This is a genomic window from Sphingomonas sp. CFBP 8765 (assembly GCF_014841445.1).
Taxonomy (GTDB): domain Bacteria; phylum Pseudomonadota; class Alphaproteobacteria; order Sphingomonadales; family Sphingomonadaceae; genus Sphingomonas; species Sphingomonas aerolata.
The window spans coordinates 182,396-197,599 of sequence record NZ_JACYTY010000002.1 but is presented as its reverse complement, the minus strand read 5'-3'; the positions used below and the strand labels follow the sequence as shown (position 1 = coordinate 197,599).

Annotated in this window: 14 protein-coding genes; 7 read left to right on the top strand and 7 right to left on the bottom strand. The window is 66.1% G+C overall.

Translation table 11 applies throughout. The features are described from left to right. Positions 1–7 precede the first annotated feature (7 nt). From IFT87_RS05405 to IFT87_RS05385, 5 genes are read right to left on the bottom strand one after another with little or no spacing between them, the layout of a single operon-like run. Positions 8–919 carry a hydroxypyruvate isomerase family protein gene (locus IFT87_RS05405; RefSeq protein ID WP_031440857.1) on the bottom strand — a complete coding sequence of 304 codons (912 nt, stop codon included), beginning with the start codon at positions 917–919 and terminating at the stop codon, positions 8–10. A 13-nt stretch (positions 920–932) separates the two neighbouring features. Then, positions 933–1,322, bottom strand: a complete 390-nt coding sequence (locus IFT87_RS05400; RefSeq protein WP_192007838.1) for a c-type cytochrome — start codon at positions 1,320–1,322, stop codon at positions 933–935. Then, entirely contained in the window at positions 1,319–2,461 is a 1,143-nt protein-coding gene (locus tag IFT87_RS05395) for a Gfo/Idh/MocA family protein (RefSeq protein ID WP_056406580.1), read from the bottom strand. The genes IFT87_RS05400 and IFT87_RS05395 overlap by 4 nt, the downstream gene beginning before the upstream one ends. Continuing rightward, the gene (locus IFT87_RS05390) at positions 2,458–3,522 is read right to left on the bottom strand and encodes a sugar phosphate isomerase/epimerase family protein (RefSeq protein WP_192007837.1); all 1,065 of its coding nucleotides are present in this window, start codon (positions 3,520–3,522) and stop codon (positions 2,458–2,460) included. Before IFT87_RS05390 ends, IFT87_RS05395 begins: the two co-directional genes overlap by 4 nt. Further along, complete coding sequence (locus IFT87_RS05385) at positions 3,519–4,781, bottom strand: MFS transporter (RefSeq protein ID WP_235188335.1); 1,263 nt, start codon at positions 4,779–4,781, stop codon at positions 3,519–3,521. Before IFT87_RS05385 ends, IFT87_RS05390 begins: the two co-directional genes overlap by 4 nt. A gap of 124 nt (positions 4,782–4,905) precedes the next feature. Here IFT87_RS05385 and IFT87_RS05380 point away from each other — a divergent pair, with 124 nt between their 5' ends. Further along, the gene (locus tag IFT87_RS05380; RefSeq protein WP_192007836.1) at positions 4,906–5,913 is read left to right on the top strand and encodes a LacI family DNA-binding transcriptional regulator; all 1,008 of its coding nucleotides are present in this window, start codon (positions 4,906–4,908) and stop codon (positions 5,911–5,913) included. Between the two features lie 508 nt (positions 5,914–6,421). Beyond that, positions 6,422–7,018, top strand: coding sequence for a sugar transferase (locus IFT87_RS05375; RefSeq protein WP_249403225.1), 597 nt, complete (start codon positions 6,422–6,424; stop codon positions 7,016–7,018). Here IFT87_RS05375 and IFT87_RS05370 read toward each other — a convergent pair. Next, positions 7,012–8,145 (bottom strand): glycosyltransferase family 4 protein, encoded by a 1,134-nt coding sequence (locus IFT87_RS05370; RefSeq protein WP_192007834.1) that lies wholly within the window; start codon positions 8,143–8,145, stop codon positions 7,012–7,014. The two genes, IFT87_RS05375 and IFT87_RS05370, sit on opposite strands and share 7 nt — an antisense overlap. Before the next feature lie 203 nt (positions 8,146–8,348). Here IFT87_RS05370 and IFT87_RS05365 point away from each other — a divergent pair, with 203 nt between their 5' ends. Genes IFT87_RS05365 through IFT87_RS05350 form a run of 4 tightly spaced genes read left to right on the top strand, consistent with a single transcriptional unit; the run spans position 8,349 to position 12,951 of the window. Then, positions 8,349–9,221: a glycosyltransferase family 2 protein gene (locus tag IFT87_RS05365; protein WP_031440289.1), complete on the top strand. Its 873-nt coding sequence runs from the start codon at positions 8,349–8,351 to the stop codon at positions 9,219–9,221. Further along, on the top strand, positions 9,218–10,312 hold the full coding sequence (locus IFT87_RS20845) for a glycosyltransferase family 4 protein (protein ID WP_183935937.1): 1,095 nt from the start codon (positions 9,218–9,220) through the stop codon (positions 10,310–10,312). The genes IFT87_RS05365 and IFT87_RS20845 overlap by 4 nt, the downstream gene beginning before the upstream one ends. After that, positions 10,305–11,453 (top strand): acyltransferase family protein, encoded by a 1,149-nt coding sequence (locus tag IFT87_RS05355; protein WP_192007833.1) that lies wholly within the window; start codon positions 10,305–10,307, stop codon positions 11,451–11,453. Before IFT87_RS20845 ends, IFT87_RS05355 begins: the two co-directional genes overlap by 8 nt. Before the next feature lies 1 nt (position 11,454). Beyond that, on the top strand, positions 11,455–12,951 hold the full coding sequence (locus tag IFT87_RS05350; RefSeq protein WP_192007832.1) for an oligosaccharide flippase family protein: 1,497 nt from the start codon (positions 11,455–11,457) through the stop codon (positions 12,949–12,951). A 48-nt stretch (positions 12,952–12,999) separates the two neighbouring features. Here IFT87_RS05350 and IFT87_RS05345 read toward each other — a convergent pair whose 3' ends face one another. After that, positions 13,000–14,001 (bottom strand): glycosyltransferase family 32 protein, encoded by a 1,002-nt coding sequence (locus tag IFT87_RS05345; protein WP_249403224.1) that lies wholly within the window; start codon positions 13,999–14,001, stop codon positions 13,000–13,002. A 143-nt stretch (positions 14,002–14,144) separates the two neighbouring features. On the opposite strand from IFT87_RS05345, the gene IFT87_RS05340 reads away from it, so the two are divergent. After that, entirely contained in the window at positions 14,145–15,197 is a 1,053-nt protein-coding gene (locus IFT87_RS05340) for an acyltransferase family protein (RefSeq protein WP_192007831.1), read from the top strand. Positions 15,198–15,204 lie beyond the last annotated feature (7 nt).

Here is a 15,204-nt window from a genome sequence, read left to right as displayed (position 1 = left end):
TTCCCCCTCATGCCGCGTCGATCGCGCGGTAGGCGGCGATCAGGCGATCCTCGCCCGCACGTCCCGCCACCGAATTGCCGTGTTCCATGCCGATTACCCCCGCATAGCGCCGGCCGCGCAGCCAGCGGACGATCGCGGCATAGTTGATCTCGCCCGTCATCGGCTCGTTGCGGCCGGGATTGTCGCCGAACTGGAGATAGCCGATCTCGCTCCAGCAGCTGTCCAGCGTGGGGATCAGATTCCCCGACTGGATCTGCTCATGGTAGAGGTCGGCCAGGATCTTGACCGCAGGGCTGTTCGCGCCGCGGGCGACCGCATAGCCCTGCGCGATCGTCTGCATATAGACGCCGGGATGGTTGGTGCGCGTGTTGAGCGGCTCCATCACCATCGCGATGCCGTGCGGCGCGACGATATCGCCGGCCCGTCGCATGACGTCGATCACGCGCGCCGTCTGAATCTCGACGGGCAGTTTCGGGTCCATGAAGCCGGTGACGACGGTCATCCGGGTCGCGTTCAGCCGCTTGGCGACCGCGATCGACGCGCGGATATCGGTCAGGAACCCTTCGCGATCGGCGTCGTCATTGGCGCCGAGCAGGGGCCGCGACTTCGCCCATTTTGGCATGCTCGCGACGAAGACGCCCATCGTCATGCCGCGCTGCGCCAGTGCCTTGGCCATCCGCTCCTGGTCGGCGACGGGGCGGGCCGCGGCCTCATTGTCCTCCCAAGCGGTGAAGCCCTGGTCGGCGGCGAAGGCGATCTGCTCGATCAACCCGCCGCGGCTCGCAAAGCTGCCCTCATGCGGCGCATAGCCAAGCGAGAAGCGGGCGGCGGTCGTGCCGCGGCGCTGCGCGGCGATCCCCGCGGGGAGCAGCGACACTGCGGCGCCGGCCGCGATCAGCGTGCGGCGTGAGAGCGTCATCGCCGGATCCGTCTCATTTCGAGCCCGCCGCCTTTAGATAGGCGATGATCGCGGCGCGCTTCGCGGGATCCGGGGTCGCGATCGGCATGCGCGATCCAGGGACCTTCTTCGACGGCGAGGCGAGATATTCGCTCAGCGTCGCGTCGTCCCAGCGCAGCTTCGACGCCTTCAGCGCGGGCGAATAATTGAACCCCGGCGCCGCGGCGGCGGCACGGCCGACCACGCCGTGAAGATTGGGGCCGATGCCGTTGCGCCCGCCCTTGTCGACCGTATGGCAGGCCCGGCACGCGGCAAAGGCCGGGGGCGCCGCGGCGGGCGTCGTCTGGGCGCTGGTCGGCGCGCAGACGGCGATGAGGGCCGCCGCGCCGATGCCGGCCGCGCCAAGCCCGATGAAGAATTTCATTCCGTCTCTCCAGGATAGAGCGGCGACCATTTGCGGTCCGATGCCGCGTTGGCGATCACCGCCTCGATAAACCGCATCGTGCGAAGCCCGTCGACGACGCCGGGGAACCAGCGCCCGCCCTCGCCGCGGACGGTTGCCGCAAAGGCGCGATACAGATTGGCGAACGCCTCGATATAGCCTTCGGGATGGCCCGACGGGGTCCGCGTCAGCGCGGCGACACCGGGCTGCAACGCGGGGCCGCCGGTGCGGACGATCTCGGCGGGGCGGTCGAGCCAGCGCATGACGAGCGTGTTCGGCTCCATTTGCGCCCATTCGAGCCCGCCACGCTCGCCATAGACTCGCAGCGTGAGCGCATTTTCCTCGCCGGCGGCGACCTGGCTCGCCTTCAGCATGCCGCGCGCACCGCCCTCAAACCGCAGCATCGCGCTGACATCGTCGTCGAGCCGGCGGCCCGGCACGTGCGTCGTCAGATCCGCCGAGACCGCCTCGACCCGCAGCGCGCAGACATGTTCGGCGAGGTGGAAGGCATGCGTGCCGATATCGCCGAGACAGCCGCCCAGCCCGGCACGGGCCGGGTCGGTCCGCCACTCGGCCTGGCGGTTGCCGTCACCATCGATCGGCAAACTGAGCCAGCCCTGCAGATATTCGACCTGGACGAGGCGGATCGCGCCAAGATCGCCGCGTGCGACGCGTGCGCGCGCCTCCTCGATCATCGGATAGCCGCTATAGGTAAAGGCGAGCGCGAAATGCCGGCCGCTGGTCTTGGCGGCGGCAGCGATCGCCTCCGATTCGGCGACGCTCATCGCCATCGGCTTTTCGCACAACACGTCGAAGCCCGCGTCGAGCGCGGCGATCGCCATCGGCGCGTGGAGATGGTTGGGCGTGACGACCGCGACCGCCTGCGCGCGGATGTCCGCGGGCAGCGCGCTTTCGCCGGCGATCATCGCCTCGAACGACGCATAGACGCGTGCCGGGGCGAGCCCGAGCTGTGTGCCGGTACGCGTGTTGCGGCCGGCATCGGTACTGAACGCACCCGCGACGAGGTCCCAGTCGCCGTCGAGCGCGGCGGCCATCCGGTGGACCGCGCCGATGAACGCGCCCTCGCCGCCGCCGACCATCGCGAGCCGCAGCCGGGTCATGCGCGGTCCTCCGCCAGTCCCAGGATCGCACGGATCGATGCGCGATCGATCCCGCTGGCGGCGAAATCGTCGAACGGGCGCTCGGTCAGGCGGATGATGTGATCACGGATGAACGGTGCGCCCTCGCGCGCGCCGTCCTCGGCCCGCTTGAGCGCGCACTCCCATTCAAGCACCGCCCAGCCGGCAAAGCCATATTGCGCCATCTTGCTGAAGATTGAGGAGAAATCGACCTGTCCGTCGCCGAGCGAACGGAACCGGCCGGCGCGGTCAACCCAGCTTTCATACCCGCCATAGACGCCCGATCGGCCGGTCGGGTTGAACTCGGCATCCTTGACGTGAAAGCAGGATATCCGGTCGTGATAGCGGTCGATGAAGTCGAGATAGTCGAGCTGTTGCAGCACGAAATGCGACGGGTCGAACAGGAGGCGCGCGCGCGGATGGTTGTCGACCGCGGCAAGGAAGCGTTCCCAGGACGCGCCGTCATGGAGGTCCTCGCCCGGATGCACCTCGAACGCGCAGTCGACGCCGGCCTCCGCGAACACGTCGAGGATCGGGGTCCAGCGGCGCGCGAGCTCGGCGAACGCCTCCTCGATCAGCCCGGCCGGGCGTTGCGGCCAGGGATAGACATAGGGCCAGGCAAGCGCGCCCGAAAAGGTCGCATGCGCGGACAGGCCGAGATTGGCGCTCGCACGCGCGGCCAGCTTGACCTGTTCGACCGCCCATTGCTGGCGCTCGGCGGGCTTGCCGTGCAGCTCGGGCGGGGCGAACCCGTCGAACAGCGCATCATATGCAGGGTGGACCGCGACGAGCTGGCCCTGGAGATGCGTCGACAGCTCGGTGATCGCGATGCCATGCGCGGCGAGCCGGCCGCTAAGATCGTCGCAATAGGTCTTGCTCTCGGCAGCCAGCGACAGGTCGATCAGCTGCGACGTGCAGGGGATCTGCACCCCGACATAGCCAAGTCCGGCAGCCCATTCGGCAAGTCCGTCGAGCGTGTCGAACGGCGGCTCGGTGCCGAGAAACTGGGCGAGAAAGATGGCTGGTCCGCGCAGTCCGGTCATGCTGCAATCTCCCGTCGGGTATCGTCGCGAAACAGGATCTGGAACAGCAGCGCGATCACGGCGGCGGCAATCGCGGGATACCACCACATATGCTGCCAGTCGGCGATGGTCGGGGCGGCGGGCAGCTGCGCATAGAGCATCGCGCCGATCTGCGACCCGAGCAGCATGCCGACGCCATAGGTGAACAGCGTCAGCATCCCCTGCGCCTGTGCGTTCACCCCCTTGGGCGTCGCGATCGTGCCGGTGTAGATCGCGCCCGCGACGAAGAAGAAGTCGTAGCAGACGCCGTGCAGCGCGACGCCGAGATAGACCGCCCAGAGGCTCGACCCGCCGTCACCGATCGCGAACAGCGCGTAGCGGGCCGCCCAGGCGATCATCCCGACCAGCAGCAGCGGCTTCACGCCGAACCGGCGGTAGAGCCACGGCATCGAGAACATGAAGACCAGTTCGGACATCTGCCCGATCGCGAGCGTGCCGCCGACATTGGTGATGCCGGTCGCGCCGACATAGGGCGAGGCATAGGCGTAATACATGGCGAGCGGGATCGAGATCAGCGTCGCGCAGGTCATGAAAATCAGGAATGACCGCTGGCGGAGCAGACCGAAGGCCTCGACGCACAGGACCTGGCGCAGCACGCTTTCGTCACGCGGCGCGTCGGAGGCGACATTGGGCAACGTGAAGCTGTAGAGCCCGAGCGCGATCGAGACGACCGCCGCGACGCGGAAGATCTGCGGGCTGGCGGACAGTCCCGCCCAGCCGATGATCAGCCCCGCGGTGATCCAGCCGAGCGTTCCGAACGCGCGCACGAACGGGAAATTGTCGGTCCGATCGCCAAAGCTCTTGAGTGCGATCGTGTTCGCGAGCCCCACGGTCGGCATGTAGAGGATCATGTAGCCGAGCAGCAGCCAGACGAAGCTCGCACCGCGTTCGGGCGTCACGAACGACGGCAGCACGAACAGGATTACGCCGCCGACGAGATGGAGGATGACCATCAGCATCTTCGGGCTGACATAGCGCGCCGCCGCCATGCCGAGCAGGAAAGAGCCGACGATCGAGGCGATCGGACCGACCGAAAAGGCATTGCCGATCAGGTTGCCGATCCCGACGGTCTGCATCGCCAGCCCGAGCGTGACGTTCCACGCGCCCCAGACGAAAAACTGCATGAACATCAGCGCACTGAGGCGCGCGGTGAGCATGCCGCCCGCCGCGGTGTCGACACCGCGCAAGGGGGCCGTTCCCAGATCGTCCGCTACCGCCATTCGCCACCTCTCAACCGCAGTTTTGCTGCTTGTCTGACATAAGGCTAGGTCGGCGAAGCATCGATGTAAAGGATTACATCGGTTATCGGTCGACAGCGGCAGCGGCCGGATCCATGACCCGGCGATGCCGACGATCATCGAAGTGGCCGCGATGGCTGGCGTCTCTACCGCAACCGTGTCGCGCGTGCTCAGCCGACCGGATCAGGTGTCCGAGAAGACTCGGCTGCGCGTGCTCGCGATCGTCCGGTCGTCGGGCTACGCCCCCAATGTCGCCGCGCGCAGCCTGCGCACGCTGCGCGCCGCCAAGATCCTGCTGACGGTCCCCGACATCTCGAATCCGTTCTTCGCCAGCGTCATCCGCGGCGCGGAGGAGGCGGCGCGCGACGCGGGCTATTCGGTCGTCGTCGGCGACACGCGGCATGATTCCGCGGTCGAGGATCAATATGCCGACATGCTGTCGCGTCGCGAGGTCGACGGACTGATCTTCCTCGGCCATCGCCTCCCCGACAGCCTGGCGTCGCTGCTCGCGCGGGAGGGGGGTGCCGCACCGATCGTCAATGGCTGCGAATATAGCGCGGATCTCGGCGTCCCCAGCGTCCATATCGACAATGCGGCGGCGAGCGCGGAGGCGATCACGCATCTCGCCGATCTCGGCCACCGGGCGATCGGCGTCGTCACCGGCCCCGAGATCAGTCCGATCAGCCGCGACCGTCTGGCGGGTGCGCTGCGGGCGGCCGAACTGCGCGGTCTGCGCGACGCGCTGCACGTCGAGATCGGCGATTATTCCGCGGGATCGGCGTTCGTGGCGACGCGCGCGCTGCTCGCCGCTGGGGTGACGGCAATCTTCTGCTTCAGCGACGAGATGGCGCTGGGGGCGCTGAGCGCGATCGGCGAGGCCGGACTGTCCTGTCCGCGTGACGTGTCGGTCATGGGGTTCGACGATCTTCCGCTCGCGCGCTATTTTCAGCCCGCGCTGACCACCATCGCGCAACCCAAGGGGATGATCGGCCGGCGCACCGTCGAGCTGCTCGTCGACATACTGCGCGGCGTCGAATGCCCGCGGCGGCAGACGACGCTCGCGCATACGCTCGTGGTGCGCGGCAGCACAGCCGGGCCGCTCACCGACCGCTAAGGCGCGCGCGCGGCACCGTCCGACGGGCCTCCCGCATCGTCCCTGAGGCCGCGTCCCGCCAAGCGCGCGCGCCGGATGTCGTCGACCGTGCCTCGGCCCCGGCGGACCGCCGCGCCTGCCCGTCCCTCGACCATTCTAAGAAAATATGAAGTTTCAGCAGGCGCTTAATGGTGCGGCCGGTCAAAACTATCATGAAGGTAGCGGGACTCATCTATTAGATGCTTACAATATGTTCGGCCTTATGTTTGTTGATGAAGTCTATAGAATGATTGTAGATATTCAGAAAACAAGATTGTATTATTAGATTGAGACTCAAGAAGCGCGATATTTATACAATTACATTGCCTTATTGAATGCAACATAGAGGGAAGGTTTGTGTTGCATCGCAGAACAACAAATGCGCTTTGCTATCACCGTGGGGGGTTTTGTGGCGACACGCGGGGAAATTCTTCAATATGGCGCTGAGCGCAGCCCGGCACCGCCAGCCATTTCTGTCGAACGACGCCTCATGCGGCTTTTCGACATTCTGCTCGCGCTCGTTGCCCTGCTTTTCTTTGCGCCGCTGCTCCTCGTCATCGCCGCGGCCGTCTATGTCAGTGACCCCGGGGCGATCCTGTTTGCGCAGCGCCGCATCGGCTATGGCGGCGCCTATTTCCGGTGCTTCAAGTTCCGCTCGATGGCGGTCAACGCCGAGGCGCTGCTGGCCGATCTGCTGGCGTCCGACCCCCAGGCCCGGCTCGAATGGGAACTGAGCCACAAGCTCAAGGAGGATCCGCGCGTCACTCGCGTCGGCAGCTTCCTGCGCAAGAGCAGCCTGGATGAATTGCCCCAGCTGTTCAACGTGTTGCTTGGAGAGATGAGCATTGTCGGGCCAAGGCCGATCGTCGAGGCGGAAAAGCGGCGCTACGGCCGGTATTTCGAGCATTACTGCATGTCGCGTCCGGGGATTACGGGGCTGTGGCAGATCAGCGGCCGCAGCGATGTCTCCTATCAGCGCCGGGTCGCCTTCGACGTCGCCTATTGCCGGTCGCAGTCGCTGTCGCTCTATCTCAGGATCATTCTGATGACCGCGCCCGCGGTCCTGATGGCGAAGGGGTCCTACTGACCCGGTTGCACGGTCTGGAGATCGAAGATCGCGGAAAGGATGATCCTCGCCTGTTCGCGCCAGGAATATCGGCTCGCCTGCGCCAGCCCGCGACCCGCGAGCGTCCGCGCATAATCGGGATCGTCGAGCACCGAGACCACCGCACGGTGGATCGAGTCGTGATCATAGGGATCGCAATAGGCCGCTGCATCGCCGCACCGCTCGCGCATCGACGGGATGTCGGAGGCCACCACCGGGCAGGCGAAATGCATCGCCTCGAGCGGGGGGAGGGGGGAGGCTTCGTAGAAGGACGGGAATAACAGGCACCGCGCGTTGCGGTACAGATCCCCGAGCCGGCCGAGATCCTCGACCTGACCCTCGAGGCGGATTAGATGTTTGACGTCGTCGGGGATGCTGACGGGGAGCGGCGACAGGAACGCGCCGGACGATCCGACCAGCACGAGCGGGATGCCGCGTTCGCGCGCCATCGCGATGCCGACCGCCAGCACCCCCGCGATGTTCTTGCGATGCGACAGCGAGCCGACATAGAGGATATAATTGCCCCGTGACGCGTCGATATCGGGCGGCGGGGCCGCACGCGCGTCGCAGCCGGCCCGCCAGCCACCATTCTGCGCGACGATCAGGCGGTGACGTGCGCCCGGCACCAGGCTGGTGAACATTGCCTTTTCTGTTTCGGACACCGTCACGATCGGATCCGCGCGGCGCAACAGGAACGGCAGCATGAACGCATGGCCGAGCTTGTAATGACGGCGATAGGCATCGGGAAACAGCCGATAGGACAGATCGTGGATCATCAACGCGACCGGCTTGCGGCCGAGCAACGTCACAATCGGTGCGGTATTGCCGAGGCACAGCAGGCGTCCGCCCTTCACATGGCGGGGCAGCACGAACTGTTCCCAGACATGGCCATGCGCGTGACGCGTCCGTTCCACCTGCATCGCGCGCAGATTGAGATCGCCGATATCGGCATCGGCTTCGCAGACCAGGCGGACGCGCAGCGGCACGTCGCCGTTCGCAACGAGGTGATCGATCTCGCGTGTGATTTCACGTGCAACGCGTTGAACGCCGGTCGTGGGCTGCATCAAGAAGCGCCCGTTGATGACCAATTCCTGCAGCTGGTCCGTCATTATTATCCCCGAACCAAAAGACATGTCGTCCGCGACTAACATCATCATTATGAAAATAAAGTATTTCTATTTTATCAAATTGTACAAAAGATTTTACAAGCCGTAATAGTAAGCGACATGCTTGCCTTGAATAGAAGGTACGTTACAAGACAAGTCGTCAAGCAGCTATGCTGGATATTGCTTGGGGGCGAATAGTGGCTTTGATGTATGTCGTCGTGGCCACGGTCGGTCGGGCGTCACTGACGCGTCGAACGATCGATCTGCTGGAACGACAGACGCGACGGCCCGATCGGGTGATCGTCGTGTCGGTCTCGCCGCAGGACGTCGAGGGTGTCGCGGAAAGCCCGGTGCAGCCCGAGATCGTGTTCGCCGGACGTGGCCTGTGCCGGCAGCGCAACGCGGCGCTCGACATGATCGGCGACGCGGCGGCGTTCGTCACCTTCTTCGATGACGATTTCGTCCCCGCGCCCGACTATCTCGAAATGGTCGAGCGCGTGTTCGAAAGCGATCCCGCGATTGTCGGGATCACCGGCGACCTGCTCGCCGACGGCATCAACTCGAGCGGGCTGAGCGTCGAGGCCGCGTTGGCGATCGTCGCGGCGCGTGCCGCCAGCCCCGATCCCAGCCCCGATCCCGTGTTGCGCGACCGTCAGGCGCTCTATGGCTGCAACATGGCGATCCGCCTGAGTGCCGCGACCGGACTGCGTTTCGACGAGGCGCTGCCGCTTTATGGCTGGCAGGAGGATATCGATTTCACGACGCAGATCGGACGACGCGGCCGACTGGTTTCGTCCGCGTCGATCACCGGTGTACACATGGGCGTGAAGTCCGGCCGCACGCCGGGCAAGAAGCTCGGCTATTCGCAGATCGCGAACATCGTCTATCTGAAGCGGAAGGGTACGATGCAGCCGCGGCTGGGCGAACGGCTGATGACCGCGAACGTCATCGCGAATCTGGTGCGCAGCCTGTGGCCCGAGGCGCATGTCGATCGGCGCGGGCGTTTGTGGGGCAATGTCCTGGCCTTTGCCGACCTGACCCGTGGCAAGCTCGATCCCCGCAAGATCGAGCGGATGTGAGCAGCACCGCGACGCCGATCTATTTCAACGGCAAATTCTATGCGGGCGGGATGAACGGGGTGCACCGCGTGTCCGATCGCCTCATCCGCGAAGTCGACGCGTTGCTCGCCGCGATGCCGCCCGAACGTCGCCCGCCGGCCCGCCTGCTGATACCCGCGCGGCGGCAATGGCAGCCCGTGCTGCGCGCGATCGAACTCGTCGAGCAGGCGGACGGCGATACGCAGCGATGGGAGCAGCTCGTCCTGCCCGCGCGCGCGGCCGACGGCGTGCTGGTCAACCTCGCCAACCTCGCGCCGATCCGGCATCGTCGCAAGATCCTGCTGATCCACGACGCGCAGTTCCTCTTTCCCGACAGCTCCTATCCATGGCGGCAGCGCGTCGGATACCGGCTGCTCGTGCCGCGCATGGCGCGCAGCAGCGCGGCCGTCCTCACCGTGTCGGCCTATTCCCGGCAGATGCTCGACCTGCTCGGCGTGGTCGATCGGCGGATGACCGAAGTCCTCCACAACGGCGTCGACCATATTCTCGACGGCGAGTCCGACCGCGACGCGCTGGCGCGACTGGGGCTCACCGCGGGGCGCTATGTGCTCCTGTTCGGCAGCCCCAAGGCTTATAAGAACAACCACGTCGTGTTCGAGGCCTTTGCCGATGGCGCGCTGGCGCCGTTGCAGCTCGTCGTGGTCGGCGCGGATCGCGCAGCGCTCGACGCGGCTGGCCTGACGCCGCCGCCCGACGCGCTGTTCGTCGGCCGCTGCGACGATGCGACGCTGCGCGCGCTCTATATGGACGCGCATGCGCAGGTCTTTCCGTCGCGCACCGAAGGCTTCGGGCTCCCGCCGCTCGAGGCGATGCTGTGCGGTTGCCCGGCGATCGTCGCGCCGGCGGGCGCGATTCCGGAAATGTGCCGCGATGCGGTCCTCTATGCCGATGTCGACGATCCGGCGGGGTGGCGGCAGGCCATCACCGCGCTGGCCGATCCGGTCGTCCGGTCGGCGAAGCGCGCCGCCGGCCATGATCGGGCCGCGGCGTTCCGCTGGGATTCGGCGGGACGGCAGCTGCTGGACGTTATCGAGCGTGTCGCGCGTGACTGAGGGGATCGATGCGCGTGCGTATGCACCGGCGGGGCCGGTCGCTGGCCGAAACGATCGCGGCATGGCCCGCCAGCGCCCGCATTATGCCGCGCTCGACGGGCTGCGCGGGCTGGCGGCGATATCGGTCCTGCTCTTCCATCTCGGCCATTGGCAGGGCCATCCCTGGCTGGCGGCGAATGCGGGACTCGCGGTCGATTTCTTCTTCTGTCTGAGTGGCTATGTGCTGTCGGTGGCGTATCGCGACACGCTCGATCAGGGGATGGCGACGCGGACGTTCGCCGTCCTGCGGCTCGTCCGGCTGATGCCGCTCGTCATTCTCGGCACGCTGATCTCCGCCGCCTATCTCGCCGCGCGCATCGTAATGCTGCACGATTCCACCATCAGCGTCGCCGAACTCGCCCGCGCGACCGCGTTCGGAGTGCTGTGCCTGCCGATACTCGACGCGAGCCGGGCGATCGGCGGACCGCAGGTTTTTCCGCTGAACGGGCCGCAATATACGTTGTTTCTCGAAATCGTCGTCAACATCGCCTGGGCGGCGCTGCGCCGGATCGACGGGATGGGGAGCGCGCTGGCGATCGTCGCGGCGGGATATGCGCTGATGGCGCTGGTCGGGATAGGCGGGGACGAGGCCGCAAGCTTCTGGACCGGCCTGCCGCGCGTGTTCGGGGCCTTTTACGCCGGGGTTGGGCTCTATCATGCGCAATCGCGGTTCGCGCCGATCCGCGATGCGCGGTGGCGGTTTCTGTTCTGGCCGTTGCTCGGGCTCAGCGTGCTGCTCTTCTACTGGCCGCAGGGCCTGTCCTTCTGGGTCGGATGGAGCTGGTCGCTGATCGTCTCGCCGCTGCTGGTGCTCAGCGGGGCGCATGTCGTGCTGCGCGGCCGGGTGGCGCGGGCATCGGCGGTGCTGGGGGCGCTCTCGTTCCCCGTCTATGCGCTGCATTATCCGATCTTCGTCTGGATCAACGCGGCCTATCAGGCGATCCTCGGCAGCAGGAGCTTTGCGGTCGGCACCGGGCTGGCGCTGCCCGGCGTGCTGATCGCGAGCTGGCTGATCCTGCGGTGGTGGGACGAACCGTTGCGCCGTGCCATGACGACGTGGTTGCGCACCCGCGCGCCGCAGCGCGTCGCGAACGGCGTCTGAGATGACGCAGGCGGCCCCCATTGCCGGACGCACCACCGCGGGTGCCGCGTGGCTCATAGCCTCGCGGTTCCTGGCGCGGCTGATCGACTTTGCCAGCCTCCTGCTGCTCGCCAACTATCTGGTGCCGCAGGACTTCGGGCTCGTCGCGATCGCGATGACGCTGGTCCGGATCGTCGAGGCGGTCTTCGAACTGCCCGTGGGTCAGGTGCTCGTCCGCGCCGAGGCTATCAGCCGGCCGATGCTGGAGACCGCGTTCACGCTCAGCGTGATGCGCAGTGCCGTGCTCGCGGTGGGTCTGGCCTTGCTCGCGATACCCTTTGGCTATTTCTACGGCGACCCGCGGCTCGTCCCGCTGATCTGCTTCATCGCGCTCGCCCCCGCGCTGCGCGGCCTCGTCAGTCCGAAGATGGCGCAATATGCCAAGGATATCAGTTTCCACCGCGATCTGATCATCGAGGTCGGCGGTCGTGGCTGCGCCTTTGTCGCGGCCGCCGCGTGCGCGATCCTGACGCGCAGCTACTGGGCGATCGCCGCGGGAACGGTCATCGCCCCCGCCTTCATGGTGCTGGCCTCCTACTGGTTCGCGCCCTTCCGCCCGCGCTTCGGGCTCGGGCGCTGGCGCGAATTCGCCGACCTGCTCGGATGGACGACCGCCGCACAGGCAGTAACCGCGATCAACTGGCAGATCGACCGGCTGGTGCTCGGCTTCACCGTCTCGCGCGCGCAACTCGGGACGTTCTCGCTCGCCAGCGACCTTGCCAGCCTGCCCGACCAGGCGGTGCTCAAGCCCACGATCCGGCCGCTGCTGGCGGCCTTCTCGATGGTGCGACACGATCCCGAACGCCTGCGCGAAGCCTATCTGCGGACGACCAGCACGATCGTCAGCGCCGTCCTTCCCGTCCTCGTCGCGATCAGCATCCTCGCACAGCCGCTCGTCGCCTTCGCGCTCGGGCCGAAATGGCAACCGGCATCGCCGCTGCTGCAATGGCTGGTGCTGGCAATGATCCCGACGCTGTTCGCTGCCGCGCTCGCGCCGCTCGCCATGGCGCTGGGCCAGGCCGCGATCTTCTTCCGGCAGAGCCTGTGCGAATTGTGCATCAAGGTGCCTGCGACGATCCTCGGCGCGCTGTATTTCGGCGTCGCCGGCGCGATCGCCGCGCGGGCGGGATCGTCCCTGGTCATGGGCATCGTGTCCGCGGCCTATGTCCGGAGCCTGATCGGCGTGCCGCTCGGCGTGCAGCTTGTCCGGCCGTGGCGGGCCTTTGCCGCATCCGCGGTGATGGCTGCGCTGTTGCTCGCTCTGCGCCCCTGGCTGCAGACGCTGACCGGGTTCGACCGCGGGCTCGGGCTCGTCGGTGCCGGGGCGGGGGGGATGATGCTGTACCTCGTCGTGCTGATGCTGGTCTGGCAGGCCAGCGGCCGCCCGCGAGGGATCGAGACGGTCGCCGCGGACCGGTTTCACCGGCTGGTGTCACGGCGTACGCGCGGGGTCGCCTGACCCCCGCGGCCCGCCCCCTCGCGCGGGGCGGGTCACAGCAGGCCGTATTTACCAGGAATGACTCCAATAGGTGACAACCGCGGCGTCCGGAAAGAGCGTGCGGCCGACCTCGATCGGCAGGATGCGGCGGTCGGTGCGCAACCGGTTGCACAGCCGCTTGTGGAACATATTGGTCCAGTCGAGCGGATACCAGTTCCGCCCGTCGAGCAGCGTCGGCCGTGCATAGCGCAGCCGGGTGCGCTGTCGCTCGGTAAGCTTGGCGAGGAGGGGGGCGAGCAGCGCCATGACCGCGGTTTGGTCGAGCGCGACGAACGCGTCATAGGCCTGTTTCAGCAGCACCGGGCCGGTCATCGTCTCCGGCCCGGCGGCGATCCGTGCGGCGGCATCCGGGATGCGCTCCGCCGCCTCGATCATGCAGTGGATCGCGAACAGCCAGAAGATCTGTGACGGCCGGGATGCCATGATCGCGTTGGGGATGGCGTGCGCGAAATCGGGATTGCCCCCCATGCGACACAGCACGACCGCGCCGGTCGACGCGCTGGGCCGGATCGGGCGCAGGCATTCGGTATCCATGTCGGCGTACAGGCCGCCGAATTCGAGCAGGAAGAAGAACCGCACGGCATCGGCGCGAAAGATCTCCTGCGGATAGCTGTCATAGACCGGCAGCGCCCAGGCGAACCGATCGGCGATGAAGGCGCGGTTGTCCGCGTCATCCCAGAGCAGCACGCGACAGTCGGGGTTGGTGTCGACGAAGGTCTGCCGCCAGTGCCGGTAATTGCCGGGAATCACCGACCGGCTTTTCCACGTCTGGAAGATCACGGGGGGAAAGTCGTCCGGATCCGCGTCGTCGAGCGTGACCACGTCATTGCGATAGCTGCCCGCAACGGGATCGTCGGACACCACAGGCGTAACGGCCGCGCGATCGCGTGCGTCGTCGCGCAGAAACCGCGCGATGCGCCAGGCGGAATCATCACGCAGCGAATGCACGACGCGTTTCACTCGCAGACTTAAAGGCTCCGCCATTGCCGTAAATCCCTCATTATTGGTCATAAGTCTGAACATAGAAGAAAGTCGAGTTGTAGCCCGTGATGAAGGATATTGAGCCAAGTAATGGAATCAAAGGCAAAACATACTAGTGTCTAAGAAATAAAGTTCGCCGCACGAAACATACACAAAATACATGCGGAAAGAATGTGGAGAGGGTCAGATTTGATGTTCTGGACGGCCTGCGGGGCGTTGCCGCCTTCGCTGTTCTTGTCATGCACGTCACGCCGTATAATGCGATCCTGATAACCCCGCACGCCGCGCTGGCGGTCGACTTCTTCTTCGGCCTGAGCGGTTTCGTGATCGCGGCCGTCTATGAGGAGCGGATCAAGGCGGGGATGTCGTTGAAGGCCTTCATGTGGGTGCGCGTGGTTCGCCTGTATCCGTTGATCGTTCTCGGCGCCGTGATCGGTGCGGCAGGGTTTGTCCGTCTTTACGATGGCGGGATGCTGGCGCTGCTCTTCGTGACCGGGGTGCTGATGATCCCGACCCCCTATGGTGCGCTGTCCGAAGACCAGTGCATGTATGCGCTCAATGCACCCAGCTGGTCGCTGCTGTGGGAATTGCTCGTCAATCTTCTTTATGGCGCGATCGCACCGCTCCTGCATAACCGGATGCTTGCGGTCATCGTCGGCGTATCGGCCATCGCGCTGGCAGCGACCGGCCTTCATTTCGAGACGCTCGCAGTCGGCCCTTATTGGCCGGAAGGCTGGGCGGGGCTCCCCCGCGTGATGTTCTCGTTCTTTGCCGGAGTCGGGGTGTACAGGCTGCGCCGGGCGGGCCTGCTCGACCGACTGCGCGCGCCCGTCTGGGCGATAATCGCGACGCTGTGCGGGATTATGGCGATGCCCCGGCTGGGTGCGTGGAACGGCGTGTATGAGGTCGCTGCGGCGATCCTCCTCTTTCCGCTTCTGGTCGCGGCCGGCGCCAATGCGACGGTCACGCGCACCGTCCCGCTGTGCCGCACGCTGGGCGCTCTCTCCTATCCGGTTTATATCCTGCAGGGCGGTATCGCTCCGCATATCCGCGGGCTGGCCGGTCATCTGCACATCCAGGGGCTGGCAGCAACGCTGCTGGCGATCCTGATGTCGGTCATATTCACGGTGTTCGCATGGGTTGCGGTGAAGACGTTCGACGAGCCTGTGCGCAAGTGGTTGCTCCACCGCACCCGCCTGGCACATCCCGCCAAGGCGGCAGGCTAGGCCCAGG

What these genes read in the sequence shown, in the direction of transcription:
- IFT87_RS05405 (WP_031440857.1), bottom strand. Translation starts at nt 919, where the DNA reads ATGACGCTCTCACGCCGCACGCTGATCGCGGCCGGCGCCGCAGTGTCG.
- IFT87_RS05400 (WP_192007838.1), bottom strand. Translation starts at nt 1,322, where the DNA reads ATGAAATTCTTCATCGGGCTTGGCGCGGCCGGCATCGGCGCGGCGGCC.
- IFT87_RS05395 (WP_056406580.1), bottom strand. Translation starts at nt 2,461, where the DNA reads ATGACCCGGCTGCGGCTCGCGATGGTCGGCGGCGGCGAGGGCGCGTTC.
- IFT87_RS05390 (WP_192007837.1), bottom strand. Translation starts at nt 3,522, where the DNA reads ATGACCGGACTGCGCGGACCAGCCATCTTTCTCGCCCAGTTTCTCGGC.
- IFT87_RS05385 (WP_235188335.1), bottom strand. Translation starts at nt 4,781, where the DNA reads ATGGCGGTAGCGGACGATCTGGGAACGGCCCCCTTGCGCGGTGTCGAC.
- IFT87_RS05380 (WP_192007836.1), top strand. Translation starts at nt 4,906, where the DNA reads ATGCCGACGATCATCGAAGTGGCCGCGATGGCTGGCGTCTCTACCGCA.
- IFT87_RS05375 (WP_249403225.1), top strand. Translation starts at nt 6,422, where the DNA reads ATGCGGCTTTTCGACATTCTGCTCGCGCTCGTTGCCCTGCTTTTCTTT.
- IFT87_RS05370 (WP_192007834.1), bottom strand. Translation starts at nt 8,145, where the DNA reads ATGACGGACCAGCTGCAGGAATTGGTCATCAACGGGCGCTTCTTGATG.
- IFT87_RS05365 (WP_031440289.1), top strand. Translation starts at nt 8,349, where the DNA reads ATGTATGTCGTCGTGGCCACGGTCGGTCGGGCGTCACTGACGCGTCGA.
- IFT87_RS05350 (WP_192007832.1), top strand. Translation starts at nt 11,455, where the DNA reads ATGACGCAGGCGGCCCCCATTGCCGGACGCACCACCGCGGGTGCCGCG.
- IFT87_RS05345 (WP_249403224.1), bottom strand. Translation starts at nt 14,001, where the DNA reads ATGACCAATAATGAGGGATTTACGGCAATGGCGGAGCCTTTAAGTCTG.